This window comes from Aquabacterium sp. (genome assembly GCF_036273115.1).
Taxonomy (GTDB): domain Bacteria; phylum Pseudomonadota; class Gammaproteobacteria; order Burkholderiales; family Burkholderiaceae_C; genus Aquabacterium.
Genome location: NZ_DASUIN010000012.1, coordinates 202,260 through 223,866 on the forward strand (window position 1 = coordinate 202,260; position 21,607 = coordinate 223,866).

Sequence of the window (21,607 nt, forward strand, 5' to 3'; positions counted from 1 at the left end):
TCCGTCTTATTGCGGCATCAAGATGTGGCCTCGTGTGGACGCCACCGGCTTGGTCGGATCGTCTTGCCACACGTTGACCTGCACCAGGGACACACGGTTGCCTTGGCGCACCGTGATGCCTTGGGCATAGGTGTCGATGGGCTTGGCTGAGCGCAGGTAATCGATCGAGAAATCGATGGCCTTGGGGATCGCTTTTTCGATCTGTGGGTTGGTGGCCACCATGTGCATGATCATGGCCGTTTCCGCAAACCCGGCCAGCACGCCACCGTGCAGTGCCGGCAGCATCGGGTTGCCAATCAGGTCGTGCTTGAAGGGCAAGCGGAAAATGGGGCCCGCGTTGACTTGCGGGTGCTGCATCACCCCCAGGAAGTCGACATAAGGCGAGCGCCCCTCGGGGATGGCGGGTTGGCTTGATTTGGCCGCTTCCGCAATCGCCTCCATCGACACGACGTGAATGGGCGGGGGTGCCACCGCAGGCTTGTTTGTGCTTGGGGTGGGGGCGCTGCCATCCAGGTCTTTGCGACGCGAGTTGGCGGTGGCCCGCATGAAGGTGGCGTTGGCCACAGCGATGATTTCGTCGTTGCCGGGCTGGCGCAGTTCGCCGCGCACAAAGGCCACGCTGCGCGACAGTCGGTAGCAATGGGCGTCGCAGATCAGGTTCTTGCTGGCATCGGCCGAGCGCAGGTAGTCCATGCGCAAGTCCAGCGTGGCAAACGGCTCGAGCTTGTCCAGCGCGGTGCCCACGGCGATGCCACAGGCCGTGTCAGCCAGCACGCTCAGGCACCCGGTGTGAATGCGGTTGCGTTCGATGTCGCCGCTCCAGGTCGGGCGCGCGGGCACCATCAGGCTGGCGCGCCCCTTTTCCAGGTGCGTGACCAGCATGCCCGAAGCTTGAGCGTAGGGAATGGTTTTGATGAAGTGGTCAACCCACTGGAAAGTATCTGAAGAGTTGGGGTCAGATGCGAACAGGCTCTTGCTCATGCGAACTCTCGAAAAAGAATCAGGACTTCTTGGGGTTCAGTCGTACTTCCAGGCCCTTGTCGGTGACCTGAATGTGCCCCACCTCGTAGCCCATGCGGTCTGCGGTGCGCAGGTCTTCGGGTTTGAATTGGTGAACCGGGAAGTCTTGCAGCCGGTCTTCGGCGATCCACGCGCCCAACTTGGTCAGATAGCGCTGCATGCCTGAGGGCAGGCCGGCCAGGTTGATCTGATCGACCGTGACCCGTGTCAGACGCAGTGTCAGGTCTTTGGGCTCGAACCGCAAGCCAAAGCTCACGCCGATGGTGCCCTGGTAGGTCTTGCGGAACAGGTTGTCGGTGGCGCTGAGGTCGAACTCGGTGCCCACGCGGTTGTCTTGCGGCTTGAATTGCAGACGAGGCGCCTGGGCCTTCACGTCGAGCAGGTCCAGGATGCGATTGGTGACCGGAAAGGGCTTGGCGATTTTCTCGCTGAGCTCTTCCTTGGTGATCACCACCGTGCGGGGGCCCAGGATGGAGGCGCAGGCCGCCAGCGACGACAGCGCAGCAAAGCCGCCCCAGCGCAGGGCAGCACGACGAGACATCTCAAACATGGACAAGGTTCAACCAGCCGGCCATTAAGGAACAGGTGTCCATTGTGGCAGGGTCAGCACCTCTGTGCCGCGCAGCCGTGCGCGTTTGGCCAGTTTGAGCAATGCGGCGTCCTTCGAAAACAGCCATTTTGCTCCCACGTGCAGGGCCAGGTCGATGAAAACCTGGTCGTCCGGATCTTTGCAGCGCAAGGGTCCGCGCGGGGGCTCGTCCACGAACTCGGCATGCTGGAACACGGTCAGGGTCAGCATGGGGTCGGGCTGCCAGGCCTTCAGGTAGCTGCGTGGCCACACCTGGTGCCATTCTTGTTCCATCGAGGGGCATGCCACCCAGCGCCACTCGCCACGCAGAATGGCTGTCACGATGGGATCGGCCGCGGGGTCCTTGAACACGCGCCAGTCCAGCAAGGCGTTCGTGTCGAGGATGACGATGGGACGCGGGTCGGTGGGGCTCATTCGGCGCGGCTGATCACGCCGCCGCCCAGGCAGACCTCGCCCTGGTACAGCACAGCCGACTGGCCGGGCGTGACCGCCCACTGGGCTTGCGGAAAGCGCAAGGCGATCTCGCTGCCGCTGGCCAACAAGATGTCGCAAGGGGCGTCGGCCTGGCGGTAGCGTGTCTTGGCGCCCATGGGCTGGGTGCCCACCGCAGGGCCGCGGCCATCCACCCAGCTCAGGTCATCGGCCAGCAGGGTGTGTTGCAGCAGCCAGGGGTGGTCATGGCCTTGCACCACGTACAGGGTGTTGGTGGCCATGTCTTTGCGGGCCACGAACCAGGGCTCGTGCTCGCCGCCGCCGCGCGGGGCGCCTTTTTCTTTCACGCCGCCAATGCCTATGCCCTTGCGTTGGCCCAGGGTGTAAAAACTCAAGCCCACGTGTTCGCCCAGCTTGCGGCCCCGGTCATCCTTGATGGGGCCGGGGGTGTTGGACAGATAGCGGTTCAGAAACTCGCGGAACGGGCGCTCGCCAATGAAGCAGATGCCGGTGGAGTCCTTCTTCTTTGCGTTGGGCAGGCCGATTTCGGCGGCGATGCGGCGCACCTCGGTCTTGGGCAGCTCGCCCACCGGGAACAGGGTTTTGCTCAACTGCGCCTGGTTCAGCCGGTGCAGGAAGTAGCTCTGGTCTTTCAGCGGGTCCAGCCCTTTGAGCAATTCGAAGCGCTGGCCGCCCTCGTAAGACGCGTCGGCCACGCTGCGCACCCGGGCGTAGTGGCCGGTGGCGATCTTTTCAGCGCCCAGGCGCATGGCGTGGTCCAGAAACGCCTTGAACTTGATCTCGGCGTTGCACAGCACATCGGGGTTGGGGGTTCGACCGGCTTGGTACTCACGCAAGAACTCGGCAAACACGCGGTCTTTGTAGTCGGCGGCGAAGTTCACGTGCTCGATCTCAATGCCGATCACGTCGGCCACCGAGGCTGCATCCAGGAAGTCTTGGCGTGACGAGCAGTACTCGCTGTCGTCATCGTCTTCCCAGTTCTTCATGAAGATGCCGATGACTTCGTGGCCCTGTTGCTTCAGCAACCAGGCGCTCACTGCCGAATCGACCCCACCACTGAGGCCCACCACCACGCGTTGCTTGGAAGACATCAGGAACGAGATACCTGGGCTGGAGCCGAGAACACGCTGTCGTGCACGTTCAGAATCGACAAGGGATAGCGCTCGCCAGCCAGATAAGCCTCGATGCATTCGATGACCAGGGGGCTGCGCATGCGGTGCGGCTGAGCACGGATCTCGTCGGCCGTCATCCAGACCGTGCGCAAAATGCCTTCGTCCAGATCGAGCAAGGGATCGGCTTCCGACACCGTGCCGTGGAAGGCCAGGCGCAGGTAGGTCGTGTCTTCGCCGTTGCGCGTGCGACGGAAGCGCGACATGAACATGCCCACGAAACCATGCGGCGTGAAGGCGCGGGCGGTTTCTTCCAGCGTTTCGCGGATTACCGCCTGCACGGGCGACTCGCCAGGGTCCAGGTGGCCTGCGGGGTTGTTGAGCAAGATGCCGTCGGAGGTGTCTTCTTCCACCAATAGGAACTTGCCGTCGCGCTCGATCAGGGCTGCGACGGTGACATTGGGCTTCCAGCGCACCTTGTTCGGCGTGGCCGACACGGCGGGCTGGGGAGCGGTGGCCAAGAGTTCCGCGGTCTTCATGAGGCCAGCATTATCCGCCATTGGCATGACAAATGCATCGGCGTTTTCCTGCCTGCTTGTGATGCCATGGTGCTACGCCTGGGTGACAAACGCTCAGAATTTGACAATCTTCGACCTCAGATTGAGGGGGTGTCGATGCCGACAGCCGTTTGACGGCAGGCATACGGCGGAAAACCCTGGAATGTTGTGTATGCTGGCGCGTTTGCTAACGTCGACACAACTCAGTCATACATAGGAGACCCGTATGCTCATTGGCATACCCATGGAGACCTTCGCGGGTGAAACCCGCGTGGCCGTGACACCGGAGACTGTCAAGAAATTGAAGGCTCAAGGCCACACCCTGCGTGTGCAATCTGGCGCCGGTGTCGCTGCCAGCGTGACCGACGAAGCCTATGTGGCCGCAGGCGCTGAAATCACCGACGCCGCCGGTGCGCTGGGCGCTGACATGGTGCTGAAGGTGCGCTCGCCCAACGCCGACGAGCGAGCCCTGATGAAGCCGGGCGCCGTGCTGGTGGGCATGCTCAACCCTTTCGACAAGGAAGGCTTGCAGGCCCTGACCGATGCCAAGCTGACCGCTTTTGCGCTGGAAGCCGCACCCCGTACCACCCGTGCGCAGAGCATGGACGTGCTGTCGTCGCAGGCCAACCTGGCCGGCTACAAGGCCGTGATGATCGCCGCGGACAAGTATCAGCGCATCTTCCCCATGCTGATGACTGCCGCAGGCACCGTCAAGGCTGCCCGCGTCGTCATCCTGGGGGTGGGCGTGGCTGGTTTGCAAGCCATCGCGACGGCCAAGCGTCTGGGTGCCGTGATTGAGGCGTCTGACGTGCGCCCCTCGGTGAAAGAACAAGTCGAATCGCTGGGTGCCAAGTTCATTGACGTGCCCTACGAAACGGCCGAAGAAAAAGAAGCCGCTGAAGGTGTGGGGGGCTATGCACGCCCCATGCCCCAGTCGTGGCTGGACCGCCAGAAGGTGGAAGTCGCCAAGCGCGTGGCGCAGGCAGACATCGTCATCACCACCGCTCTGATTCCCGGCCGTGCCGCGCCGGTGCTGGTGTCCGAAGACATGGTCAAGGCCATGAAGCCTGGCTCCGTCATCGTTGACTTGGCCGCGCCCGCTGGCGGCAACTGTCCGCTGACCGAAGCCGGCAAGACCGTGGTCAAGCATGGCGTGACCCTGGTGGGCGAAACCAACTTGCCAGCGCTGGTGGCGGCTGACGCCTCCTCGCTGTACGCACGCAACGTGATCGACTTCCTGAAGTTGGTCATCAACAAGGAAGGTCAATTCCACGTTGACCTGGAAGACGACATCGTCAAGGCGTGCTTGATGTGTCGTGACGGCCAATTGCTGCGTGCCTGATTGGCGCAGCCGGCCCTGTAAGGAGTATTGAACTATGCAACGCGTCATGCTGCGTGCCAAGCTGCACCGCGCCACCGTCACCGAAGCCGATCTGAACTATGAAGGTTCTTGCGGCATCGATGAAGACCTGCTCGACGCAGCCGACATGAAGGAGTTCGAGTACATCGAGCTCTACAACATCAACAACGGCGAGCGTTTCTCGACTTATGTCATCAAGGCACCGCGTGGCTCTGGCGTGATCTCGCTCAACGGCGCGGCGGCTCGCAAGGCCCATGTGGGTGACCTGTTGATCATCTGCACCTATGCGCCCATGACCGATGCCGAAGTGTCGACCTACAAGCCCAAAGTGGTTCTGCTCGACGAACGCAATGCGATCAAAGAAATTCGCAAGTTCGATTGATTTCAGCTGACTGATCCCAACTGATACCAACCTACCAGGAGACAACGCGATGGAAGCCATTTCCCACGTCGTCATCAACCTGACCATTTTCGTGCTGGCCATCTATGTGGGCTATCACGTGGTCTGGAACGTGACCCCTGCACTGCACACGCCTTTGATGGCCGTGACCAATGCCGTTTCGGCCATTGTGATCGTTGGCGCCATGCTGGCCGCAGCCCTGACCGTGACGCCCTTGGGCAAGATCATGGGCGTGCTGGCTGTGGCGTTGGCGGCGGTCAACGTGTTCGGGGGCTTCCTCGTGACACGCCGCATGCTGGAAATGTTCAAGAAGAAGGACAAGAAGGCGGGGGCCAAGTAAATGAGCATGAACCTGATTGCACTGCTGTACTTGGTGGCCTCGGTGTTCTTCATTCAGGCCTTGAAGGGCCTGAGCCACCCCACCACCTCCATTCGCGGCAACGTGTTCGGCATGACCGGCATGACCATTGCCGTGTTGACCACCATTGGCCTGATCCACGGCCAGGTGCAGGCCCTGCAACTCAACTTCGTTGAAGGCATTGGCTATGTGCTGGCGGGTCTGGTGATTGGCGGCGGCGCCGGTGCCGTGATGGCCAAGCGCGTCGAAATGACCAAGATGCCTGAACTGGTCGCCTTCATGCACAGCATGATTGGTCTGGCTGCGGTGTTCATTGCCGTGGCCGTGGTGGCTGAGCCTTATGCCTTCCAGATCGTGGCCAAGCCCATTGGTGACGCCATCGCCGAAATTCCGGTGGGCAACCGCCTGGAGTTGTCGCTGGGGGCGGCCATTGGTGCCATCACCTTCTCGGGTTCGGTCATTGCCTTCGGCAAGCTGAGCGGCAAGTACAAGTTCCGCTTGTTCCAAGGCGCGCCCGTGATCTTCAAAGGTCAGCATATGCTGAACCTGGTGCTGGGTCTGTTGGCGATCGGTCTGATCGGCACCTTCATGGCCACGCAGCGCATGGACCTCTTCGTGGCCCTGATTGCGCTGAGCTTCATCCTGGGTGTGCTGATCATCATCCCCATCGGCGGTGCTGACATGCCCGTGGTGGTGTCGATGCTCAACAGCTACTCCGGTTGGGCGGCTGCGGGCATTGGCTTCTCGCTGAACAATCCGATGCTGATCATTGCGGGTTCGCTGGTGGGCTCGTCCGGTGCCATCCTGTCTTACATCATGTGTAAGGCCATGAACCGCTCGTTCTTCAACGTGATCCTGGGCGGCTTTGGTGGTGACGCGGGTGCGGCCGCTGCCGGTGGTGCGCAACAGCAGCGCTCAGTCAAGAGCGGTTCCGCTGACGATGCCGCCTTCATCCTGGGCAATGCCGAGTCCGTGATCATCGTGCCTGGCTACGGTCTGGCTGTGGCGCGCGCACAGCACGCCGTGAAGGAGCTGGCTGCCAAGCTGACCGAAAAGGGTGTGAACGTGAAGTACGCGATTCACCCTGTGGCCGGTCGCATGCCCGGTCACATGAACGTGTTGCTGGCCGAAGCCGAAGTGCCCTACGACCAGGTGCACGAGATGGAAGACATCAACGCCGAGTTCGGTCAGGCGGATGTGGCCATCATTCTGGGTGCCAACGACGTGGTGAACCCCGCTGCGCACGTAAAGGGCAGCCCGATTTACGGCATGCCGATCCTGGAAGCCTACAAGGCCAAGACCGTGATCGTGAACAAGCGTTCGATGGCCTCTGGCTACGCTGGTCTGGACAATGAGCTGTTCTACATGGACAAGACCATGATGGTGTTCGGTGACGCCAAGAAGGTGGTTGAGGACATGGTCAAGGCGGTTGAATAATCCAGCCGTTTTGGGATGATTGAAAGCCGGGCTCAGCGCCCGGCTTTTTTATTCGTGCGTGCCCATAATGGCGGCATGTCGAAGATCGCTCGAAATGACCCTTGCCCTTGCGGCAGTGGCAAGAAATACAAGCAGTGCTGCATTGACAAGCCTCAGGGGGCTCAAATGGGCGCCACCCGTGCGCCTGTTTTGTCCTTGGCGCAGCAATACCAGGCTGGTGTGCAGGCGTTCCAGCGCGGGCGATTCGCCGAGGCAGAGGCTGTCTTGAAGGCGGCCGCGAAAATGGCGCCCAAGAATGCCGATGTGCAGCACTTGTTGGCCGCGGTGTACCAGGCGACCCAGCAATGGTCCGCTTGTGAGGGCGCGATTGCGTTGGCCTGCAAGCTGGAGCCGAAGAACCCGCGTATTCAATTCACTGCAGCCGACGTGGCCCATCGTCAAGGGCATGTCGACACTGCGATTGCGCATTACAGAGCGGCCCTCAGTGTGCAACCCGATCTGGTTGAGGCCTGGTTCAACCTTGGGAATGCGCTGCGGGATGCGGGGCGATTGGCGGATGCATGTGAGGCCTACGAGCGAGCAATCAAATTGCGGCCTCAGTTTGTCGAGGCCCTTTGCAATCTGGGCGATGTGAGGCGACAGCAGTCTCGCTATGCAGAGGCATTGGCCGTGTATGAGCGAGCGTTGGAGGCGCAGCCCCATCTGGGGGTGATTCACTCCAAAAAGGGTTTGGCTTTGCAGCGCCTGAGTCGTCTGCCTGAGGCCTTGGAGGCCTTTGAGCAGGCCTCGGCATTGGCGCCGCAAGATGCGCAGGCATTCAGCAACTGGTTGCTGGCGTCTCAATATGACCCGAGTTTGTCGGCCGCCGCTTTGTTCGATCGGCATCGGCAATTCGCGGAGCACTTTGAGCAGCCGATGGCGCCCCGACGTTACACACACACCGGTTGGCAGTTCGCAGGGCGACGCATCCGCCTGGGCTATGTGTCACCCGATTTGCGTAAGCACTCGGTGGCCAGTTTCATCGAGCCGATCATGTTGGGTCACGATCGCACCCGTTTCGAGGTGCATGCCTATTACTCGAATGCATTTCAGGATGAGGTGACGGCCCGCATTCGGGCCGGGGTGGAGCATTGGCATGACGTGGCTGCCTTGAGTGATGAGGCTTTGGCTCAACGCATACATGCAGACGGCATCGATGTCTTGGTCGATCTGTCGGGGCACACGGCGGGCAACCGTCTTCGTGCCTTTGCGCTCAAGCCCGCGCCCGTTCAGGTGACCTGGATTGGCTATCCAGGGACCACCGGCCTGCAGGCCATGGACTACCGTCTGACCGATGCGTGCCTGGATCCCGATGGGGCGGATGGGTTGTGCTACACCGAGTCCCTGGTGCGTTTGTCGACCTATTCCTATTTCTCGCCACCGGCAGGCGCGCCCGATGTGGGGGACTTGCCCTGTGGCCGTCGGGGTCACATGACCTTTGCCTGCTTGAACAACACAGCCAAGATCAACGCCCAGGTGCTGGCGTTGTGGGCGCAAGTGCTGCATGCGGTGCCCTCGTCCGAGTTGATCATCGGCAATGCCGACGAGCCGGCCTGGCGCGATTGGGTGCTGACGGTGATGGGCTCGCATGGCATCGAGGCCCAGCGCATCGTGTTGAAGCCGCGCCTGTCCTCGCAGGACTATCTGGCGCTGCATCAGGACATCGATCTGAATCTGGACCCCTTCCCGTGGAATGGCGGGACCACCACCATGCTGGGCTTGTGGATGGGGGTGCCTGTGATCACGTTCGCGGGCGACCGGCCTGCGTCCCGGCTGGGCGTCAGTTCTCTGGCTTACGCGGGGCTGGAGGGGTTTGTCGCCACGTCTCCGGCTGACTATGTGCGATTGGCGCAAGCCTGGGCAGAGAACCCGCGCGACTTGGCGAGTGTTCGCGCTGGTTTACGAGATCGAATGAGGGCGGCCCTCGACAAGCCTGCACATGATCTGGTGGCGGAAGTGGAGCGCGCCTACGAAAGCATGTGTCAACGATTCGCCGCGCCATCTTGATGTGCCCCGATGGGGTAGCGACTTCAATCCAACCGGGCCGAGGCCCGGTTTTTTCATGCCTCCGCCGTGTGGGGTTCTGAGTGATAACCCCTCTCCCCATCTGGAAAGCGGACATCTAAGATGGTGTGATGTGAATATCACATGCCCTGGTGTGTGAACCAATATCAAACCGACGGAGACAACACATGACATCAAAAATGGCTCAGGGAGGAGCTTGGTTGGCCGCGTGTCTGGCGAGCGGGGCGGGCATGGCCTTCGCTTCTGATGCGGGCATGCCCGATTGCGCGGGTGTCGCGGGTGCGCGCGTGGTGCACGAAGGCTTGGGCGCCATGGAGTCGGCTGCGTTCTTGCCTTCAGGCAAGCTGGTTTTCAGTCAGCCATTCAGAAGCAAGCTGATGCGAAAAGACAGCTTGACGGCTCAGCCGGTCGAAGTGGCCTCGGGCATCAGCATGCCGGGTGGCATCGTGGTCAACAGCGAAACCGAGGTGGTCATCGGTACGGGCAACGGCGCGGGCGGTGTGGTGCCCTCTCTGGGCTTGGCTGGGTTGGCGCGCGTGAATCTGGTTCAGGGGCAGGTCACGCCTGTGGTCAAGGGCTTATCGATGGCCAATGGCGTGGTCAGGGCGCCGGATGGCAGCTACTACGCCTCGGACAACCTCGCGCTCAGTCTGGATCGTGTCAGTCCGAGTGGGGTGGTTCAGCGCAAGTGGCTCAACCTCAATAGCAACGGGCTGGCGTTGAGCCAGGACGGTCGTACCCTGTTCGTCAACCAGTTCATGCCGGCAGCCATCAAGGCGGTCAACCTGGCAGACGGGGCGGTGACTTTGCATGCCGCGGTGCCCCTGCAACGCGCGTTGGCGGGGTTGGACGGCTTGGACATTGATGTCCAAGGCAATCTCTATGTAGCAGCCTACCTCAGTGGAGAAATCTGGCGTGCGTCGCCTGGTGGTCAACTGTGTCGTTTGGCGCAAGGCCTGAGCTTGCCCAGTGCCGTGGTGGTGGGCAAGCCTGGGCAAGGCTTTGCGCCTGACAGCGTGTATGTGCTGTCGTATTCCGGGCGCATGTATGAAATTGCGGGAGCCGTTCCAGTCGCCCCCTGAATATTCCCGGGGGCGTTTGCGCCAGCCTGCGACAATGCGACATGTCATTTGCTGCCCTAGGTTTGTCGTCCCCCCTGGTTCGTGCTGCGGCCGAACAAGGGTTTGAAGTTCCCACCCCGGTTCAGGCGCAAGCCATTCCAGAGGTGTTGCGCGGGCACGATGTCTGGGCTCTGGCGCAAACCGGCTCCGGCAAGACCGGGGCTTTTGCCCTGCCTTTGCTGGATCAGATTGCGCATGCGCGCCGCACAGGTGCGAAGCGCTTGCATGCACTGGTTCTGGTGCCCACACGAGAGTTGGCCCAGCAGGTGGGGGACGTGTTTCGATCGCTGGCGCAAGGCCTGCCCGGGGCCTGCAAGGTCGTGGTGGCTCACGGTGGGGTGTCCATCAACCCCCAGATGATGGCGCTGCGCGGAGGAGCCGACGTGGTGGTCGCCACCCCGGGGCGATTGCTGGATCTGGTGGAGCACAACGCCCTGAGTGTGTCGCAACTCCAGGTCTTGGTGCTTGACGAGGCGGACCGTTTGCTGGACTTGGGTTTTGCCGACGAGTTGGGCCACATCCTGGATCTGCTGCCCGCACGGCGCCAGAGCCTGTTTTTCTCTGCCACCTACGACGATGAGGTGCAGTCCTTGGCGCAAGCGCTGCTGCATGAGCCGGTGTGCCTGGACGTTGAGGCCGAGTCAACCTCGGCGCCCGACATCACCCAGCGGGCTGTCGAGGTGGCAGCCCCGCGGCGAACGCCTTTGCTGCGACATTTGATTGAATCGCAGGGCTGGGAGCGCGTGCTGGTGTTCGTGGCCACCAAGTACGCCACAGAGTTGGTGGCGCACAAGCTCCACCGTGCAGGCATCGCTGCAGCCGCCTTGCATGGCGACCTGAGTCAAGGTGGGCGCCGCGCCGTACTCGATGCGTTCAAGGCCCGAACCCTGCGTGTGGTGGTGGCTACCGATGTGGCGGCACGCGGCATCGACATCGTCGGGTTGCCGGCGGTGGTGAATTACGACCTGCCGCGCTCGCCGGCTGAATACGTTCACCGCATTGGTCGTACCGGGCGCGCGGGCGAGTCCGGTGTGGCGGTCAGCTTTATCGTGCCCGACCAAGAAGCGCATTTCCGTTTGATTGAAAAGCGGCAAGGCATGCGGGTGCAGCGTGAGCAACTGCCGGGCTTCGAGCTGACCCCCGAGGAGCGTGAGGCCCAATCCGCCACGGGCGTGGACGCCGATGCCCCCAAGGGGCTGGATCCTCATGGCGGCATCAAGGGCCGCCGCAAGAGCAAGAAGGACAAGTTGCGCGAAGCCGCTGCAAGGACACAACAAGGGCGTTAAAGCATTGTGCCGACCGGATCAATCCGTGCGGAATTGTTCACATTCGGGTGCGGCAGGGTTTCGTTGGGCTAAGTGGCGAGCGCGCGGTGCCGACAACTTTGCTAATGTCCGATACCTGCCTGTGTATTCGCCCCTAGATGACCGGATTGCCGCTGAATTCGATTGACGACCGCTTGTACGTCCTGCGCACGCGCTGGGACCTGTACGTCGTCGACGGCCGCTTCGATCAGTTCATCGAGTTTGCGGTGGCGATCAACAGCCTGGCGGAGCACTTCAATCGCATGCGCCTGCCTGGCTTGATGCGCCTGTGCGAGGGGCTGGAGAATGCGGCGCTGCTTCACCTGGGCACGCCGGCAGATCATCCGATTCCTGATCAGGCCCGAATGGCCTTGCAGCGGCAGGTCGACGCTTTGCTAGGGGCGGTGGCCACCGCGCGGCCTCAAACCGCCGAGCGCAGGGCGGCTGAGGCTGCCGTGGCGGCGCCAGCGCATGACGTTGACTGGATCAAGCCCCGTTCGGTCTGGTTGGTGGGTTCGCCCGAGCGGGCTGAAATGGTCGAGGCCTTGTGTGGCCAGTTGCGCTATTTCGGTTTTCTGGTCTCTATGCTGCCTTGGGGCGGCGAGTTGCCGACCGATGACATGCCTCTGGCGGTGTTGTTCGTGCCGGGGCAAGGGCCCATTGGCGAGGCCGAGTTCGAGCACGTGGCCGCTTTGCGCGCCCGCTGTCCGGCCAGCCAACTGTTCTACCTGGGGGTAGAGTCGGCCATTGAACCCATCGTCAAATTGATGCGGGCTGGGGTGGATGTGGCCATTCCGTCCGACGAGCAGGCCTCGCGCGTGCTCGATCGCATTCTCGACCTGGTGCTGCACGTCGAGCAGGAGAAGCACCGGGTTCTTGTGGTGGAAGACTCTCGCGTGGCGGTGGCGTTGATTCAGCGCACTTTGGCCCAGCATGGCATCGACAGCCATGCGATTCGTGACCCAAGCACCTTGCTGGATGCGCTGGAGTCGTACCGGCCTGATCTGATCCTGATGGACATGCAGATGCCCCGCTTCAATGGCGTGGAGGCTACCCGTGTGCTGAGGCAGATGTCGGCTTACAGCACCGTGCCCATCGTGTATCTCTCGGGGGCCACTGATGTGGGCATGCAAGTTGAAGCCCTGCGTCTGGGGGGCGACCAGTTCCTGACCAAGCCCTTCAACCCGGTGTTGTTGGCCGCGGTGGTGAAAACCAAGATCGAACGTTTTCGGGAAACGCTGCGTTCGACGCGCCTGGATGGTCTCACCGGTTTGTTCAATCACACGGCGGCCAAGTCTCGCTTGAGCGCCCTGGTGAATCAGGCGGGAGATGGCTCGGCGCTGACCGTTGTCATGATCGACATCGACCATTTCAAGGGCATCAATGACACCTACGGGCATCCTGTGGGAGACCAGGTGATCCGTGCGTTGGCGTGGTTGCTCAAGGGCCGATTGCGGGCGGGGGATCTGATTGGTCGCTATGGTGGTGAGGAGTTCCTGGTGGCGCTACCGGGCGTCACAGCGGACCAGGCCAAGGTGGTGATTGATCGCATTCGCGCCGATTTTGCGGCCTTGCCGCACGCACATGCTGGCGGCGCCTTGCATGCCACCTTCAGCGCGGGCATTGCTTCCCTGCCTATGCTGGACACCGCAGCCGGCTTGACCGAAGCCGCCGATGCTGCTTTGCTGCAGGCCAAGCGCCTGGGCCGCAACCGGGTCGAGCACGCGCAGCCCATGTGAGTGTCGGGCCCGAGCGGGTCACTCGGCCGACATCGCGCGCCACAGGATGTTGAACAGGTCGTCGAACTGCTCAATCAACGGCCGCTTTTCACGGCGCACAATGTGCATCAGCACAATGCGGCCGATCATGCCCATGAAGATGTCGAGCAGGATCTTGGAAGACACGCGGTTGTTCAGCACGCCCCGAGCCTGACCATCTTTGAATACGCCCAGGAAGGCGCCCATCAGTTCGGGGCTTTCGTAGATGCTGATGTTGCGGTGCCGTGAAACAGGTACCGCCGTGAACAGCAGCAGCATGACGGCAGGATGCTTGTCCATGTAGTCCAGCGTGACCCAGCAGGTTTTGCGCAGTCGCTCGCGCGCGTCGTCAATGCCCTGCAGGTGATCGATCATGCGCTCGGCCAGACGCCCCAAGGTCACATCCAGCACCGCGTAGACCAGCACCTCTTTGCTGCCGAAGTACTTGTAAATGGTCTGCAGCGACACGTTGGCTTTGCGCGCCACGTCGATCAAGCTGACCTCGTGGAAATCCTTGTCTGAAAACAGATCAAGAACGGCCTTTTCGATGCGGTTGAGGGTGTCGCCGCGCATCCGCGCCAGGATCGCGCGGCGGTCGGTGGGGTTATGGGGCGGGGTGGGGGATGCCTCTGTGCTCATGAGAAAGGCGTGTTTCCAGACTGGAAATCCATCTTACCAAATGAACGATCGTTCGCAAAAATGGGCGCAATCCTCTTGCCCGATGGCCATTGGGTGTTCAAGATAAGACCCATGCCAATGACGCGATGCCTACGGGCATAAGCTGCGACAAGCGTCACACATGACGCCATCGACAGGCTGCCGATACGGGTTTTTACTGACGGTAATTGTAATTACCGTTTGAGCTTATTCGGTGCATTGGCGATCCGGATAGACCGATACCGAGGAGACATTTGTGGCGATTCAATGCTTTACCCCCACCTGGATGACCGATGAACACAAGATGCTGTACGAGTCGGCATCGCGCTTTTTCAAAGAGCAGTGGGGCCCCAAGGATGAAGCCTGGCGTGCGCAAGGCATGATGGATCGCCAAGCCTGGCAAGAGGCGGGTGCGAATGGGTTCCTGTGCGCTTCCATGCCGGAGGAATATGGTGGCGCGGGCGGCGACTTCGGTCATGAAGCGGCGCTGATCCTGGCGCAAGGTGAGGCGGCCATTGGTGGCTTCGGTGGCTCGCTGCATTCCGGCATCGTGGCGCCTTACATCCTGCACTATGGCACTGAAGAGCAAAAGAAGCGCTGGCTGCCCAAGTTGGCCACCGGCGAGTTGATCGGCGCCATTGCCATGACCGAACCGGGCACAGGCTCTGACTTGCAGGGCGTGCGCACCCTGGCCCTGAAGTCGGCTGATGGGGAAACCTACAAGATCAACGGCAGCAAGACCTTCATCACCAACGGCCAGTTGGCCAACCTCGTCATCGTGGTCTGTAAGACAGACAAGGATCAAGGCGCGCAGGGCATGTCCTTGTTCGTGGTTGAAACCGAAGAGGCCCCTGGCTTCCGCCGTGGTCGCAACCTTGACAAGATTGGCATGGAGGCGCAAGACACCTCTGAGCTGTTCTTCGACGACGTGGTCGTGTCCAAGCACAACCTGTTGGGCGAGCAAGAAGGCATGGGCTTCTTCCAGCTGATGCAAGAGTTGCCTCAAGAGCGCTTGATCGTGGCCGTGGCTGGCATCGCCGCCATGGAATTGGCCATGAAAGAAACCCTGGCTTATGTGAAAGAGCGCACCGCCTTTGGTAAGCCCATCTTCTCGTTCCAGAACACGCGCTTCAAGCTGGCCGAGTGCCAGGCATTGTTGATGGCTTCGCGCGCCTTGGTCGACGCGGCCATGGTCTCGCACCTGAAGGGCGAGTTGGGTGTGGATCGTGCCGCCTTGATCAAGTACTGGATCACCGACAACCAGTGCAAGCTGATCGACGAGTGCCTGCAGTTGTTTGGCGGCTATGGCTACATGAAGGAGTACCCGATTGCTCGCTTGTATGCCGATGCCCGCGTGCAGCGCATTTATGGCGGCACCAACGAAATCATGAAAGAGCTGGCGTCACGTTTCCTGTGAGCCGGCCATTCAACTTACCTCATTCCAAGGAGCTTCCATGATCGAAGCCTATATCTACGACGCCGTCCGCACGCCACGCGGCAAGGGCAAGAAAGACGGCAGCCTGCACCAGGCTACGCCGGTGTGGTTGTTGCGCACGCTGTTGCAGGCCATGCAGCAGCGCAATCACCTCGACACCTCATTGGTCGACGATGTGGTGCTGGGCTGTGTGACCCCTGTGGGGGAGCAGGGCGCTGACATCGCTCGCACCGCCGTGCTCGACGCCGGTTGGTCTGAAACGGTGGCGGGCGTGACCTTGTCGCGTTTCTGCGCATCGGGCCTGGAGGCCATCAACCTGGCCACGGCCAAGATCATGTCGGGCATGGAAGACATGGTGGTGGCGGGTGGCGTCGAGTCCATGAGCCGCTGGGCCATGGGCAGCGACGGCGGGGCCTGGGTGATGGACCCCCGCGTGAACAATGATCTGGCTTTCATCCCACAAGGGGTGAGTGCGGACCTGATTGCTACCTTGGAAGGCTTCAGCCGACAAGATCTGGACGCCTATGCCGCCGAGTCGCACCGCCGTGCGGCCGTCGCGCAAGCCGAAGGCCGTTTCAGCAAGTCTGTCATTCCTGTCAAGGACATCGCTGGCTTGATGCTGCTGGATCGTGATGAGACCGTGCGACAAGGCACGTCGGTGGAGTCCCTGTCTAAGCTGAACCCGTCATTCGAGATGATGGGCACCATGGGCTTTGACGCCACCGCTTTGGACAAGTACACCACCATCGAAAAGGTGAACCACGTGCACCACGCGGGCAACTCGTCGGGCATTGTCGACGGCGCTGCCTTGTTGCTGTTGGGTAGCAAGGAAGCCGGCATCAAGGCGGGCTTGAAGCCCCGCGCCAAGGTGCGCATGGCTTCGGTGATTGGCTCCGAGCCCACCATCATGCTGACGGGCCCCACACCGGCTTGCCAGAAGGCGCTGAACAAGCTGGGCATGACCCCGGGTGACATCGACCTGTGGGAAGTGAATGAGGCTTTTGCCACCGTGCCGATGAAGACGGCACGTGACTTGGGCGTGTCTCTGGACCGCGTGAACGTGAACGGCGGCGCCATTGCCTTGGGTCACCCCCTGGGGGCCACGGGCGCCATCATTCTGGGCACCGCCCTGGATGAGTTGGAGCGCACCGGCAAGGCCACCGCTTTGGCCTCGCTGTGCATCGGTGCCGGCATGGGCATCGCCACCATCATCGAACGTGTTTGAGGAGACCCAAGACATGTCCATCACATTTGACATCGACGACAACGGCCTGGGTCTGGTCACCATCGACATGCCCGGCCGGGCCATGAATGTGCTCAACCCGGACCTGACCGAGCCCTTCGAGGCCATCGTGTCGCGTCTGGAAAAAGAGCCTGAGATCAAAGGCCTGATCATCACCTCAGCCAAGCCCACCTTCATTGTGGGGGCTGACATCGATCAGTTGGCCAAGTTGACCACGGCAGAAGAAACCTTCCGCCTGTGTGAGGACCTCAAGGCCATGATGCGCCGTATGGAAAAGAGCGGCAAGCCTGTGGTCGCCGCCATCAACGGTACGGCCCTGGGCGGCGGTTTGGAGCTGGCCTTGGCTTGCCATGCCCGCATCGCTTTGAACGACCCCAAGCTCAAGCTGGGTCTGCCCGAAGTGAAGCTGGGCTTGCTGCCCGGTGGCGGCGGCACGCAGCGTTTGCCCCGCATGATCGGCATTCAGAAGGCGTTTGAGTTGATCACCCAAGGCAAGGAGCTGACCGCCGCCAAGGCCAAGGAAATGGGCATCGTCAACGACATCGCTGAAACGCGCGATGAGCTGCTGGCCAAGGCCCGCCAATGGTGTCTGGACAACCCCAAGGCCGAGCAGCCCTGGGACAAGAAGGGCTTCCGCTTCCCCGGTGGCGACAGCAAGAGCCCGGGCGTGGTGCAGATGCTGGCCATTGCGCCTTCGATGGCCAATGCCAAGGCGCACGGCAACTACCCTGCGCTGACCCACATCATGTCTTCCATCTTCGAAGGGGGCTTGCTGGACTTCGATGCGGCCTGCCAGGTGGAGTCGCGCTTCTTTGCCGCTTGCGTCACCTCGCAGGTGTCGAAGAACCTGATCGGTACGCTGTGGTACCAGCTCAACGCCATCAAGAAGGGCCAATCGCGTCCCAAAGATCAGCCGCAAAGCAAGGTCAAGAAGGTCGGTATCTTGGGTGCCGGCATGATGGGCGCAGGCATTGCCTATGTGTCGGCCAAGGTCGGCATCGATGTGGTCTTGCTCGACACCACGCAAGAGAATGCCGACAAGGGCAAGGCCTATTCGCAAGGCTTGCTGGACAAGGCGGTGGCCCGGGGTCGCAGCACGGTAGAGAAGCGCGACCAATTGCTGGCCCGCATCCAGACCACGACTTCCTACGAAGACCTGGCTGGCTGCGATTTGGTGATCGAAGCGGTGTTTGAAGACCGTGCCATCAAGGCCCAATGCACCCAGAAGACTGAAGCCGTCATCGCGGCAGACGCAGTGTTTGCGTCGAACACATCCACCTTGCCCATCACCGGCTTGGCCACCGCCAGCGAGCGTCCTGCCAACTTCATCGGCCTGCACTTCTTCTCACCCGTGGACAAGATGCCACTGGTCGAGATCATTGTGGGTGAGAAGACCTCGGACGAAACACTGGCCCGTGGCTTTGACTACGTGCTTCAAATTGGCAAGACCCCTATCGTGGTCAACGACAAGCGCGGCTTCTACACCTCACGCGTGTTTGCCACTTATGTGATGGAAGGTCTGGCCATGTTGAGCGAGGGCGTGCACCCCCGTTCGATCGAGGTGGCTGGCTTGAAGGCGGGCATGCCCATGCCGCCGCTGGCCCTGCAAGACGAAGTGTCTTTGAGCCTGTCGCTGCACATTGGTGCGCAAACCAAGCGTGATCTGGAAGCTGAAGGCAAGACCATGCCTGAGCATCCCGGTAACGCCGTGCTGACCGTGGTGGGTGAGCAGCAAGGCCGCATCGGCAAGAAGGCGGGCAAGGGCTTTTATGACTACAACGGCAAAGAGAAGTCGCTGTGGCCTGAACTGACCAAGCTGTTCCCCACGAAGGCCGAGCAACCTTCTCAGCATGAGTTGGTGGACCGTTTGATGTTCATCCAGGCCAATGAAGCCGCCCGCTGCTATGAAGAGAAGGTGGTGCGCTCGGTGGCTGACACGAACATCGGTTCGATCTTTGGTTGGGGCTTTGCACCTCACCAAGGCGGCGCTTTGCAGTTCATCAACGCCATGGGTGCCCAGCGCTTTGTGGAACGTTCGCGTGAATTGGCGCAGCGCTATGGCGACCGTTTTGCGCCGGCTGCCATCGTCGTGAAGCAAGCACAAGAAGGCGGGTCGTTCAAAGATGAGTGAGACCACTGTGGCCACGGGTTTCGTTGACTACTTCAATGAAACCCACCAGATGGCGCGCCAAACCGCGCGCCGGTTCATTGAGCAAGAGGTCAAGCCTCACATCGATGAATGGGAAGAGGCAGGCACGTTTCCGCGCGAGTTGTACCAACGTGCTGGAGACTTGGGTCTGCTGAGCATTGGCCACCCCACCGCCTTTGGCGGCACGGGCGAGGCCGATGTGTTCCTGAAGGTGGCGGTCAGCGAAGAGCTGATGCGCAGTGGCTCCGGTGGTTTCGTGGCCAGCATCGGGTCTTTGGACATCGGCTTGCCACCCGTGTGGCGGATGGGATCCGATGCGCTCAAAGACCGCGTGGTGCCACAAGTCTTGTCTGGCGAAAAGATCGCTGCCTTGGCCATCACCGAGCCCAGCGGCGGCTCGGACGTGGCCAACCTGAAAACCCGTGCGGTGCGGGATGGTGACCACTACGTGGTCAATGGGTCCAAGACCTTCATCACCTCGGGTACGCGGGCTGATTACTACACCGTGGCCGTTCGCACCGGCGAGCCCGGTTTTGCAGGCGTGTCTCTGCTCCTGATCGAGCGCGGCACACCCGGCTTCACCCAAGGCAAGCCGCTCAAGAAAATGGGTTGGTGGGCCTCTGACACGGCTGAGCTGTTTTTTGAAGACTGCCGTGTGCCGGTGGGCAACCTGCTGGGGCCTGAGAACTCGGGCTTCTTCACCATCATGGCGAACTTTCAGGCTGAACGCCTGAGCCTGGCCATCATGGCCTACATGACCGCACAACTGGCGCTGGAGCAGTGCCTGGCCTATGTGAAAGAACGCACCACCTTTGGCAAGCCCTTGTCCAAGCATCAGGTCATCCGCCACAAGTTGGCCGAGATGGCCACCAAGGTGGATGTGGCACGTGAGTACGCGTATCGGTGCGCGGCCCGGATGGCTGCAGGCAAGCAGGCCATCACCGAGGTGTCGATGGCCAAGAACTTTGCCACCACGGTGGCTGATGAGGTCACCCACGAGGCGGTGCAGATCTTCGGGGGCATGGGCTTCATGCGCGAGTCCCTGGTCGAGCGTCTGTATCGCGACAACCGCATTCTCTCGATTGGCGGCGGCACGCACGAAATCATGAACGAGATCATCGCCAAGCAGATGAATCTCTGATTTGAGACCCACACCATGACCCAAGCTGTTTTGCCCGCGATGTTGTCGGGCCTGCGCGTGCTCGATCTGTCGCGCAACCTGCCAGGCCCCTTCGCCACGCGGATGCTGACCGATTTGGGCGCCACCATCATCAAGGTGGAACCACCTGAGGGCGACCCCACGAGGCCGCTTCAGGCCTTGTTTGACGCCTTGAATCACGGCAAGGAATGCCGGCGCATCGACTTCAAAAATGCCGGTGAGTTGCAGCGTCTGCGCGATTGGACGCAAGACGTGGATGTGGTGATCGACAGCTTCCGACCAGGCGTGATGCAGGCCATGGGTCTGGACCATGCGCGCCTGGCTGAGCGCAACCCCAAGTTGGTCATGGTGTCGATCACGGGCTATGGGCAACAGGGGCCTTGGGCAAGCAAAGCCGGGCACGACTTGAACTTCATGGCCATGTCTGGGGTGCTGGATCAAATGCGCAGCCCCAGCGGCGAGTTGGCCTTGTCCAATGTGCAATGGGGTGACATGGCCGGGGGCAGTTCCATGGCCTGCATGGCTGTGCTGGCGGCCGTGTTCGAGGCCCAGCGCACAGGGCGAGGGCGCGCTTTGGATGTGAGCATGGTGCATGGGCTCTATGCGCATCTGCTCATGCCCTTGGCGACCGGGCAGTTCATGCAAACCTTCACGGGCCGCTGGCCCGGGGCGGGGGAAGACCTGCTCAATGGGGCCTTGCCTTGCTACAACCTGTACGCCACCGCGGATGGGCGCACCTTGGCGGTGGGAGCGTTGGAGCACAAGTTCTGGCGCGAGGCCTGCGCGGTCTTGGGTCGGGAAGACTGGGCCCAGTTGCATTGGCAGCGGGGTGTGCTGCCGCATTCGCCAGAGTCGAATCACCTCAAGGACGAGGTCGCGCGCCTGATCGCGAGTCGCCCGTTGGCGGTGTGGGTGGAGCGCTTCGATGCGGCCGACTGCTGCGTGACGCCAGTGTTGACCTTGGCCGAGGCGCAGAGACACCCATTGTTCGAAGGCGACACGAGGTTGCCGTGGCAAGAACAGGCTCAGCGAGGCTGATCTCGCGCGGAGCGCCAGCCTCGGGATGAGGCTGTTACATCTTTTTTGAAAGATGTTGTCAGGAATGCGGGGGTGTCCACGACTAAGAGGGTGTGTGCCGAGGTCGGCGCACTTTCAAACACTCTCAAAGGACTGACATGAACCTCAAGACCATCGCCGCATTGGCGGCCTCCATCGTGGCTTCGACTGCATTTGCTACTGCTCCTGCGGACAAGAAGTGCGGTGCCGGTACCTGTGGCAAAAAGGAAGCCTCGGCCAAGATGCCCAAAGAGGCAGCATCTGAAGCCTCTTGCAGCAAAAAGGAATCAGGCTGCTCAAAAAAGGAGGCCTCTTGCAGCAAGAAAGAAGCTTCTTGCAGTAAGAAGGAGGCATCTTGCTCCAAGAAAGACGCCAGCTG

20 protein-coding genes are annotated in these 21,607 nt (G+C 61.3%); 13 read left to right on the forward strand and 7 right to left on the reverse strand.

Features of this window, described 5'->3' with window-relative positions; translation table 11 throughout:
* Positions 1-6: 6 nt before the first annotated feature.
* From VFW72_RS05550 to VFW72_RS05570, 5 genes are read right to left on the reverse strand one after another with little or no spacing between them, the layout of a single operon-like run.
* Positions 7-981, reverse strand: coding sequence for a PaaI family thioesterase (locus tag VFW72_RS05550; protein WP_329673274.1), 975 nt, complete (start codon positions 979-981; stop codon positions 7-9).
* A gap of 19 nt (positions 982-1,000) precedes the next feature.
* A complete protein-coding gene (locus tag VFW72_RS05555) occupies positions 1,001-1,570 on the reverse strand; it encodes a hypothetical protein (RefSeq protein WP_329673275.1) in 570 nt (189 codons plus the stop codon).
* Positions 1,571-1,594: 24 nt separating this feature from the next.
* Entirely contained in the window at positions 1,595-2,023 is a 429-nt protein-coding gene (locus tag VFW72_RS05560) for a PIN domain-containing protein (RefSeq protein WP_329673276.1), read from the reverse strand.
* Positions 2,020-3,153, reverse strand: coding sequence for a tRNA 2-thiouridine(34) synthase MnmA (mnmA, locus tag VFW72_RS05565; RefSeq protein ID WP_329673277.1), 1,134 nt, complete (start codon positions 3,151-3,153; stop codon positions 2,020-2,022). Before mnmA ends, VFW72_RS05560 begins: the two co-directional genes overlap by 4 nt.
* On the reverse strand, positions 3,153-3,710 hold the full coding sequence (locus VFW72_RS05570; protein ID WP_329673278.1) for an NUDIX hydrolase: 558 nt from the start codon (positions 3,708-3,710) through the stop codon (positions 3,153-3,155). The genes mnmA and VFW72_RS05570 overlap by 1 nt, the downstream gene beginning before the upstream one ends.
* A 244-nt stretch (positions 3,711-3,954) precedes the next feature.
* On the opposite strand from VFW72_RS05570, the gene VFW72_RS05575 reads away from it, so the two are divergent.
* From VFW72_RS05575 to VFW72_RS05610, 8 genes are all read left to right on the forward strand, one after another.
* On the forward strand, positions 3,955-5,070 hold the full coding sequence (locus VFW72_RS05575; protein ID WP_329673279.1) for a Re/Si-specific NAD(P)(+) transhydrogenase subunit alpha: 1,116 nt from the start codon (positions 3,955-3,957) through the stop codon (positions 5,068-5,070).
* Positions 5,071-5,104: 34 nt separating this feature from the next.
* Positions 5,105-5,470, forward strand: a complete 366-nt coding sequence (panD, locus tag VFW72_RS05580; RefSeq protein WP_329673280.1) for an aspartate 1-decarboxylase — start codon at positions 5,105-5,107, stop codon at positions 5,468-5,470.
* Positions 5,471-5,519: 49 nt separating this feature from the next.
* On the forward strand, positions 5,520-5,828 hold the full coding sequence (locus VFW72_RS05585) for an NAD(P) transhydrogenase subunit alpha (protein WP_329673281.1): 309 nt from the start codon (positions 5,520-5,522) through the stop codon (positions 5,826-5,828).
* Entirely contained in the window at positions 5,829-7,283 is a 1,455-nt protein-coding gene (locus tag VFW72_RS05590; protein WP_329673282.1) for an NAD(P)(+) transhydrogenase (Re/Si-specific) subunit beta, read from the forward strand. It abuts the gene before it with no gap.
* A gap of 75 nt (positions 7,284-7,358) precedes the next feature.
* On the forward strand, positions 7,359-9,329 hold the full coding sequence (locus tag VFW72_RS05595) for a tetratricopeptide repeat protein (protein ID WP_329673283.1): 1,971 nt from the start codon (positions 7,359-7,361) through the stop codon (positions 9,327-9,329).
* A 185-nt stretch (positions 9,330-9,514) separates the two neighbouring features.
* Positions 9,515-10,429 carry an SMP-30/gluconolactonase/LRE family protein gene (locus VFW72_RS05600; protein WP_329673284.1) on the forward strand — a complete coding sequence of 305 codons (915 nt, stop codon included), beginning with the start codon at positions 9,515-9,517 and terminating at the stop codon, positions 10,427-10,429.
* Positions 10,430-10,470: 41 nt separating this feature from the next.
* Complete coding sequence (locus VFW72_RS05605) at positions 10,471-11,754, forward strand: DEAD/DEAH box helicase (RefSeq protein WP_329673285.1); 1,284 nt, start codon at positions 10,471-10,473, stop codon at positions 11,752-11,754.
* 137 nt (positions 11,755-11,891) lie between these two features.
* Positions 11,892-13,511, forward strand: coding sequence for a diguanylate cyclase (locus VFW72_RS05610; protein ID WP_329673286.1), 1,620 nt, complete (start codon positions 11,892-11,894; stop codon positions 13,509-13,511).
* 18 nt (positions 13,512-13,529) lie between these two features.
* Here VFW72_RS05610 and VFW72_RS05615 read toward each other — a convergent pair whose 3' ends face one another.
* Positions 13,530-14,168 (reverse strand): TetR/AcrR family transcriptional regulator, encoded by a 639-nt coding sequence (locus tag VFW72_RS05615; protein ID WP_329673287.1) that lies wholly within the window; start codon positions 14,166-14,168, stop codon positions 13,530-13,532.
* A gap of 274 nt (positions 14,169-14,442) precedes the next feature.
* On the opposite strand from VFW72_RS05615, the gene VFW72_RS05620 reads away from it, so the two are divergent.
* From VFW72_RS05620 to VFW72_RS05640, 5 genes are read left to right on the forward strand one after another with little or no spacing between them, the layout of a single operon-like run.
* Positions 14,443-15,603, forward strand: coding sequence for an acyl-CoA dehydrogenase family protein (locus VFW72_RS05620; protein ID WP_329673288.1), 1,161 nt, complete (start codon positions 14,443-14,445; stop codon positions 15,601-15,603).
* Positions 15,604-15,640: 37 nt separating this feature from the next.
* A complete protein-coding gene (locus tag VFW72_RS05625) occupies positions 15,641-16,846 on the forward strand; it encodes an acetyl-CoA C-acetyltransferase (protein WP_329673289.1) in 1,206 nt (401 codons plus the stop codon).
* Positions 16,847-16,859: 13 nt separating this feature from the next.
* Positions 16,860-18,995 carry a 3-hydroxyacyl-CoA dehydrogenase NAD-binding domain-containing protein gene (locus VFW72_RS05630; protein ID WP_329673290.1) on the forward strand — a complete coding sequence of 712 codons (2,136 nt, stop codon included), beginning with the start codon at positions 16,860-16,862 and terminating at the stop codon, positions 18,993-18,995.
* The gene (locus tag VFW72_RS05635) at positions 18,988-20,154 is read left to right on the forward strand and encodes an acyl-CoA dehydrogenase family protein (RefSeq protein WP_329673291.1); all 1,167 of its coding nucleotides are present in this window, start codon (positions 18,988-18,990) and stop codon (positions 20,152-20,154) included. Before VFW72_RS05630 ends, VFW72_RS05635 begins: the two co-directional genes overlap by 8 nt.
* Before the next feature lie 15 nt (positions 20,155-20,169).
* Positions 20,170-21,210, forward strand: coding sequence for a CoA transferase (locus VFW72_RS05640; RefSeq protein ID WP_329673292.1), 1,041 nt, complete (start codon positions 20,170-20,172; stop codon positions 21,208-21,210).
* Between the two features lie 124 nt (positions 21,211-21,334).
* Here VFW72_RS05640 and VFW72_RS05645 read toward each other — a convergent pair whose 3' ends face one another.
* Positions 21,335-21,592 (reverse strand): hypothetical protein, encoded by a 258-nt coding sequence (locus VFW72_RS05645; RefSeq protein WP_329673293.1) that lies wholly within the window; start codon positions 21,590-21,592, stop codon positions 21,335-21,337.
* Positions 21,593-21,607 lie beyond the last annotated feature (15 nt).

Bases quoted from the DNA above. Each gene is read 5' to 3' on its own strand.
- VFW72_RS05550 (WP_329673274.1), bottom strand. From the start codon at position 981: ATGAGCAAGAGCCTGTTCGCATCTGACCCCAACTCTTCAGATACTTTC.
- VFW72_RS05555 (WP_329673275.1), bottom strand. From the start codon at position 1,570: ATGTTTGAGATGTCTCGTCGTGCTGCCCTGCGCTGGGGCGGCTTTGCT.
- VFW72_RS05560 (WP_329673276.1), bottom strand. From the start codon at position 2,023: ATGAGCCCCACCGACCCGCGTCCCATCGTCATCCTCGACACGAACGCC.
- mnmA (WP_329673277.1), bottom strand. From the start codon at position 3,153: ATGTCTTCCAAGCAACGCGTGGTGGTGGGCCTCAGTGGTGGGGTCGAT.
- VFW72_RS05570 (WP_329673278.1), bottom strand. From the start codon at position 3,710: ATGAAGACCGCGGAACTCTTGGCCACCGCTCCCCAGCCCGCCGTGTCG.
- VFW72_RS05575 (WP_329673279.1), top strand. From the start codon at position 3,955: ATGCTCATTGGCATACCCATGGAGACCTTCGCGGGTGAAACCCGCGTG.
- panD (WP_329673280.1), top strand. From the start codon at position 5,105: ATGCAACGCGTCATGCTGCGTGCCAAGCTGCACCGCGCCACCGTCACC.
- VFW72_RS05585 (WP_329673281.1), top strand. From the start codon at position 5,520: ATGGAAGCCATTTCCCACGTCGTCATCAACCTGACCATTTTCGTGCTG.
- VFW72_RS05590 (WP_329673282.1), top strand. From the start codon at position 5,829: ATGAGCATGAACCTGATTGCACTGCTGTACTTGGTGGCCTCGGTGTTC.
- VFW72_RS05595 (WP_329673283.1), top strand. From the start codon at position 7,359: ATGTCGAAGATCGCTCGAAATGACCCTTGCCCTTGCGGCAGTGGCAAG.
- VFW72_RS05600 (WP_329673284.1), top strand. From the start codon at position 9,515: ATGACATCAAAAATGGCTCAGGGAGGAGCTTGGTTGGCCGCGTGTCTG.
- VFW72_RS05605 (WP_329673285.1), top strand. From the start codon at position 10,471: ATGTCATTTGCTGCCCTAGGTTTGTCGTCCCCCCTGGTTCGTGCTGCG.
- VFW72_RS05610 (WP_329673286.1), top strand. From the start codon at position 11,892: ATGACCGGATTGCCGCTGAATTCGATTGACGACCGCTTGTACGTCCTG.
- VFW72_RS05615 (WP_329673287.1), bottom strand. From the start codon at position 14,168: ATGAGCACAGAGGCATCCCCCACCCCGCCCCATAACCCCACCGACCGC.
- VFW72_RS05625 (WP_329673289.1), top strand. From the start codon at position 15,641: ATGATCGAAGCCTATATCTACGACGCCGTCCGCACGCCACGCGGCAAG.
- VFW72_RS05630 (WP_329673290.1), top strand. From the start codon at position 16,860: ATGTCCATCACATTTGACATCGACGACAACGGCCTGGGTCTGGTCACC.
- VFW72_RS05635 (WP_329673291.1), top strand. From the start codon at position 18,988: ATGAGTGAGACCACTGTGGCCACGGGTTTCGTTGACTACTTCAATGAA.
- VFW72_RS05640 (WP_329673292.1), top strand. From the start codon at position 20,170: ATGACCCAAGCTGTTTTGCCCGCGATGTTGTCGGGCCTGCGCGTGCTC.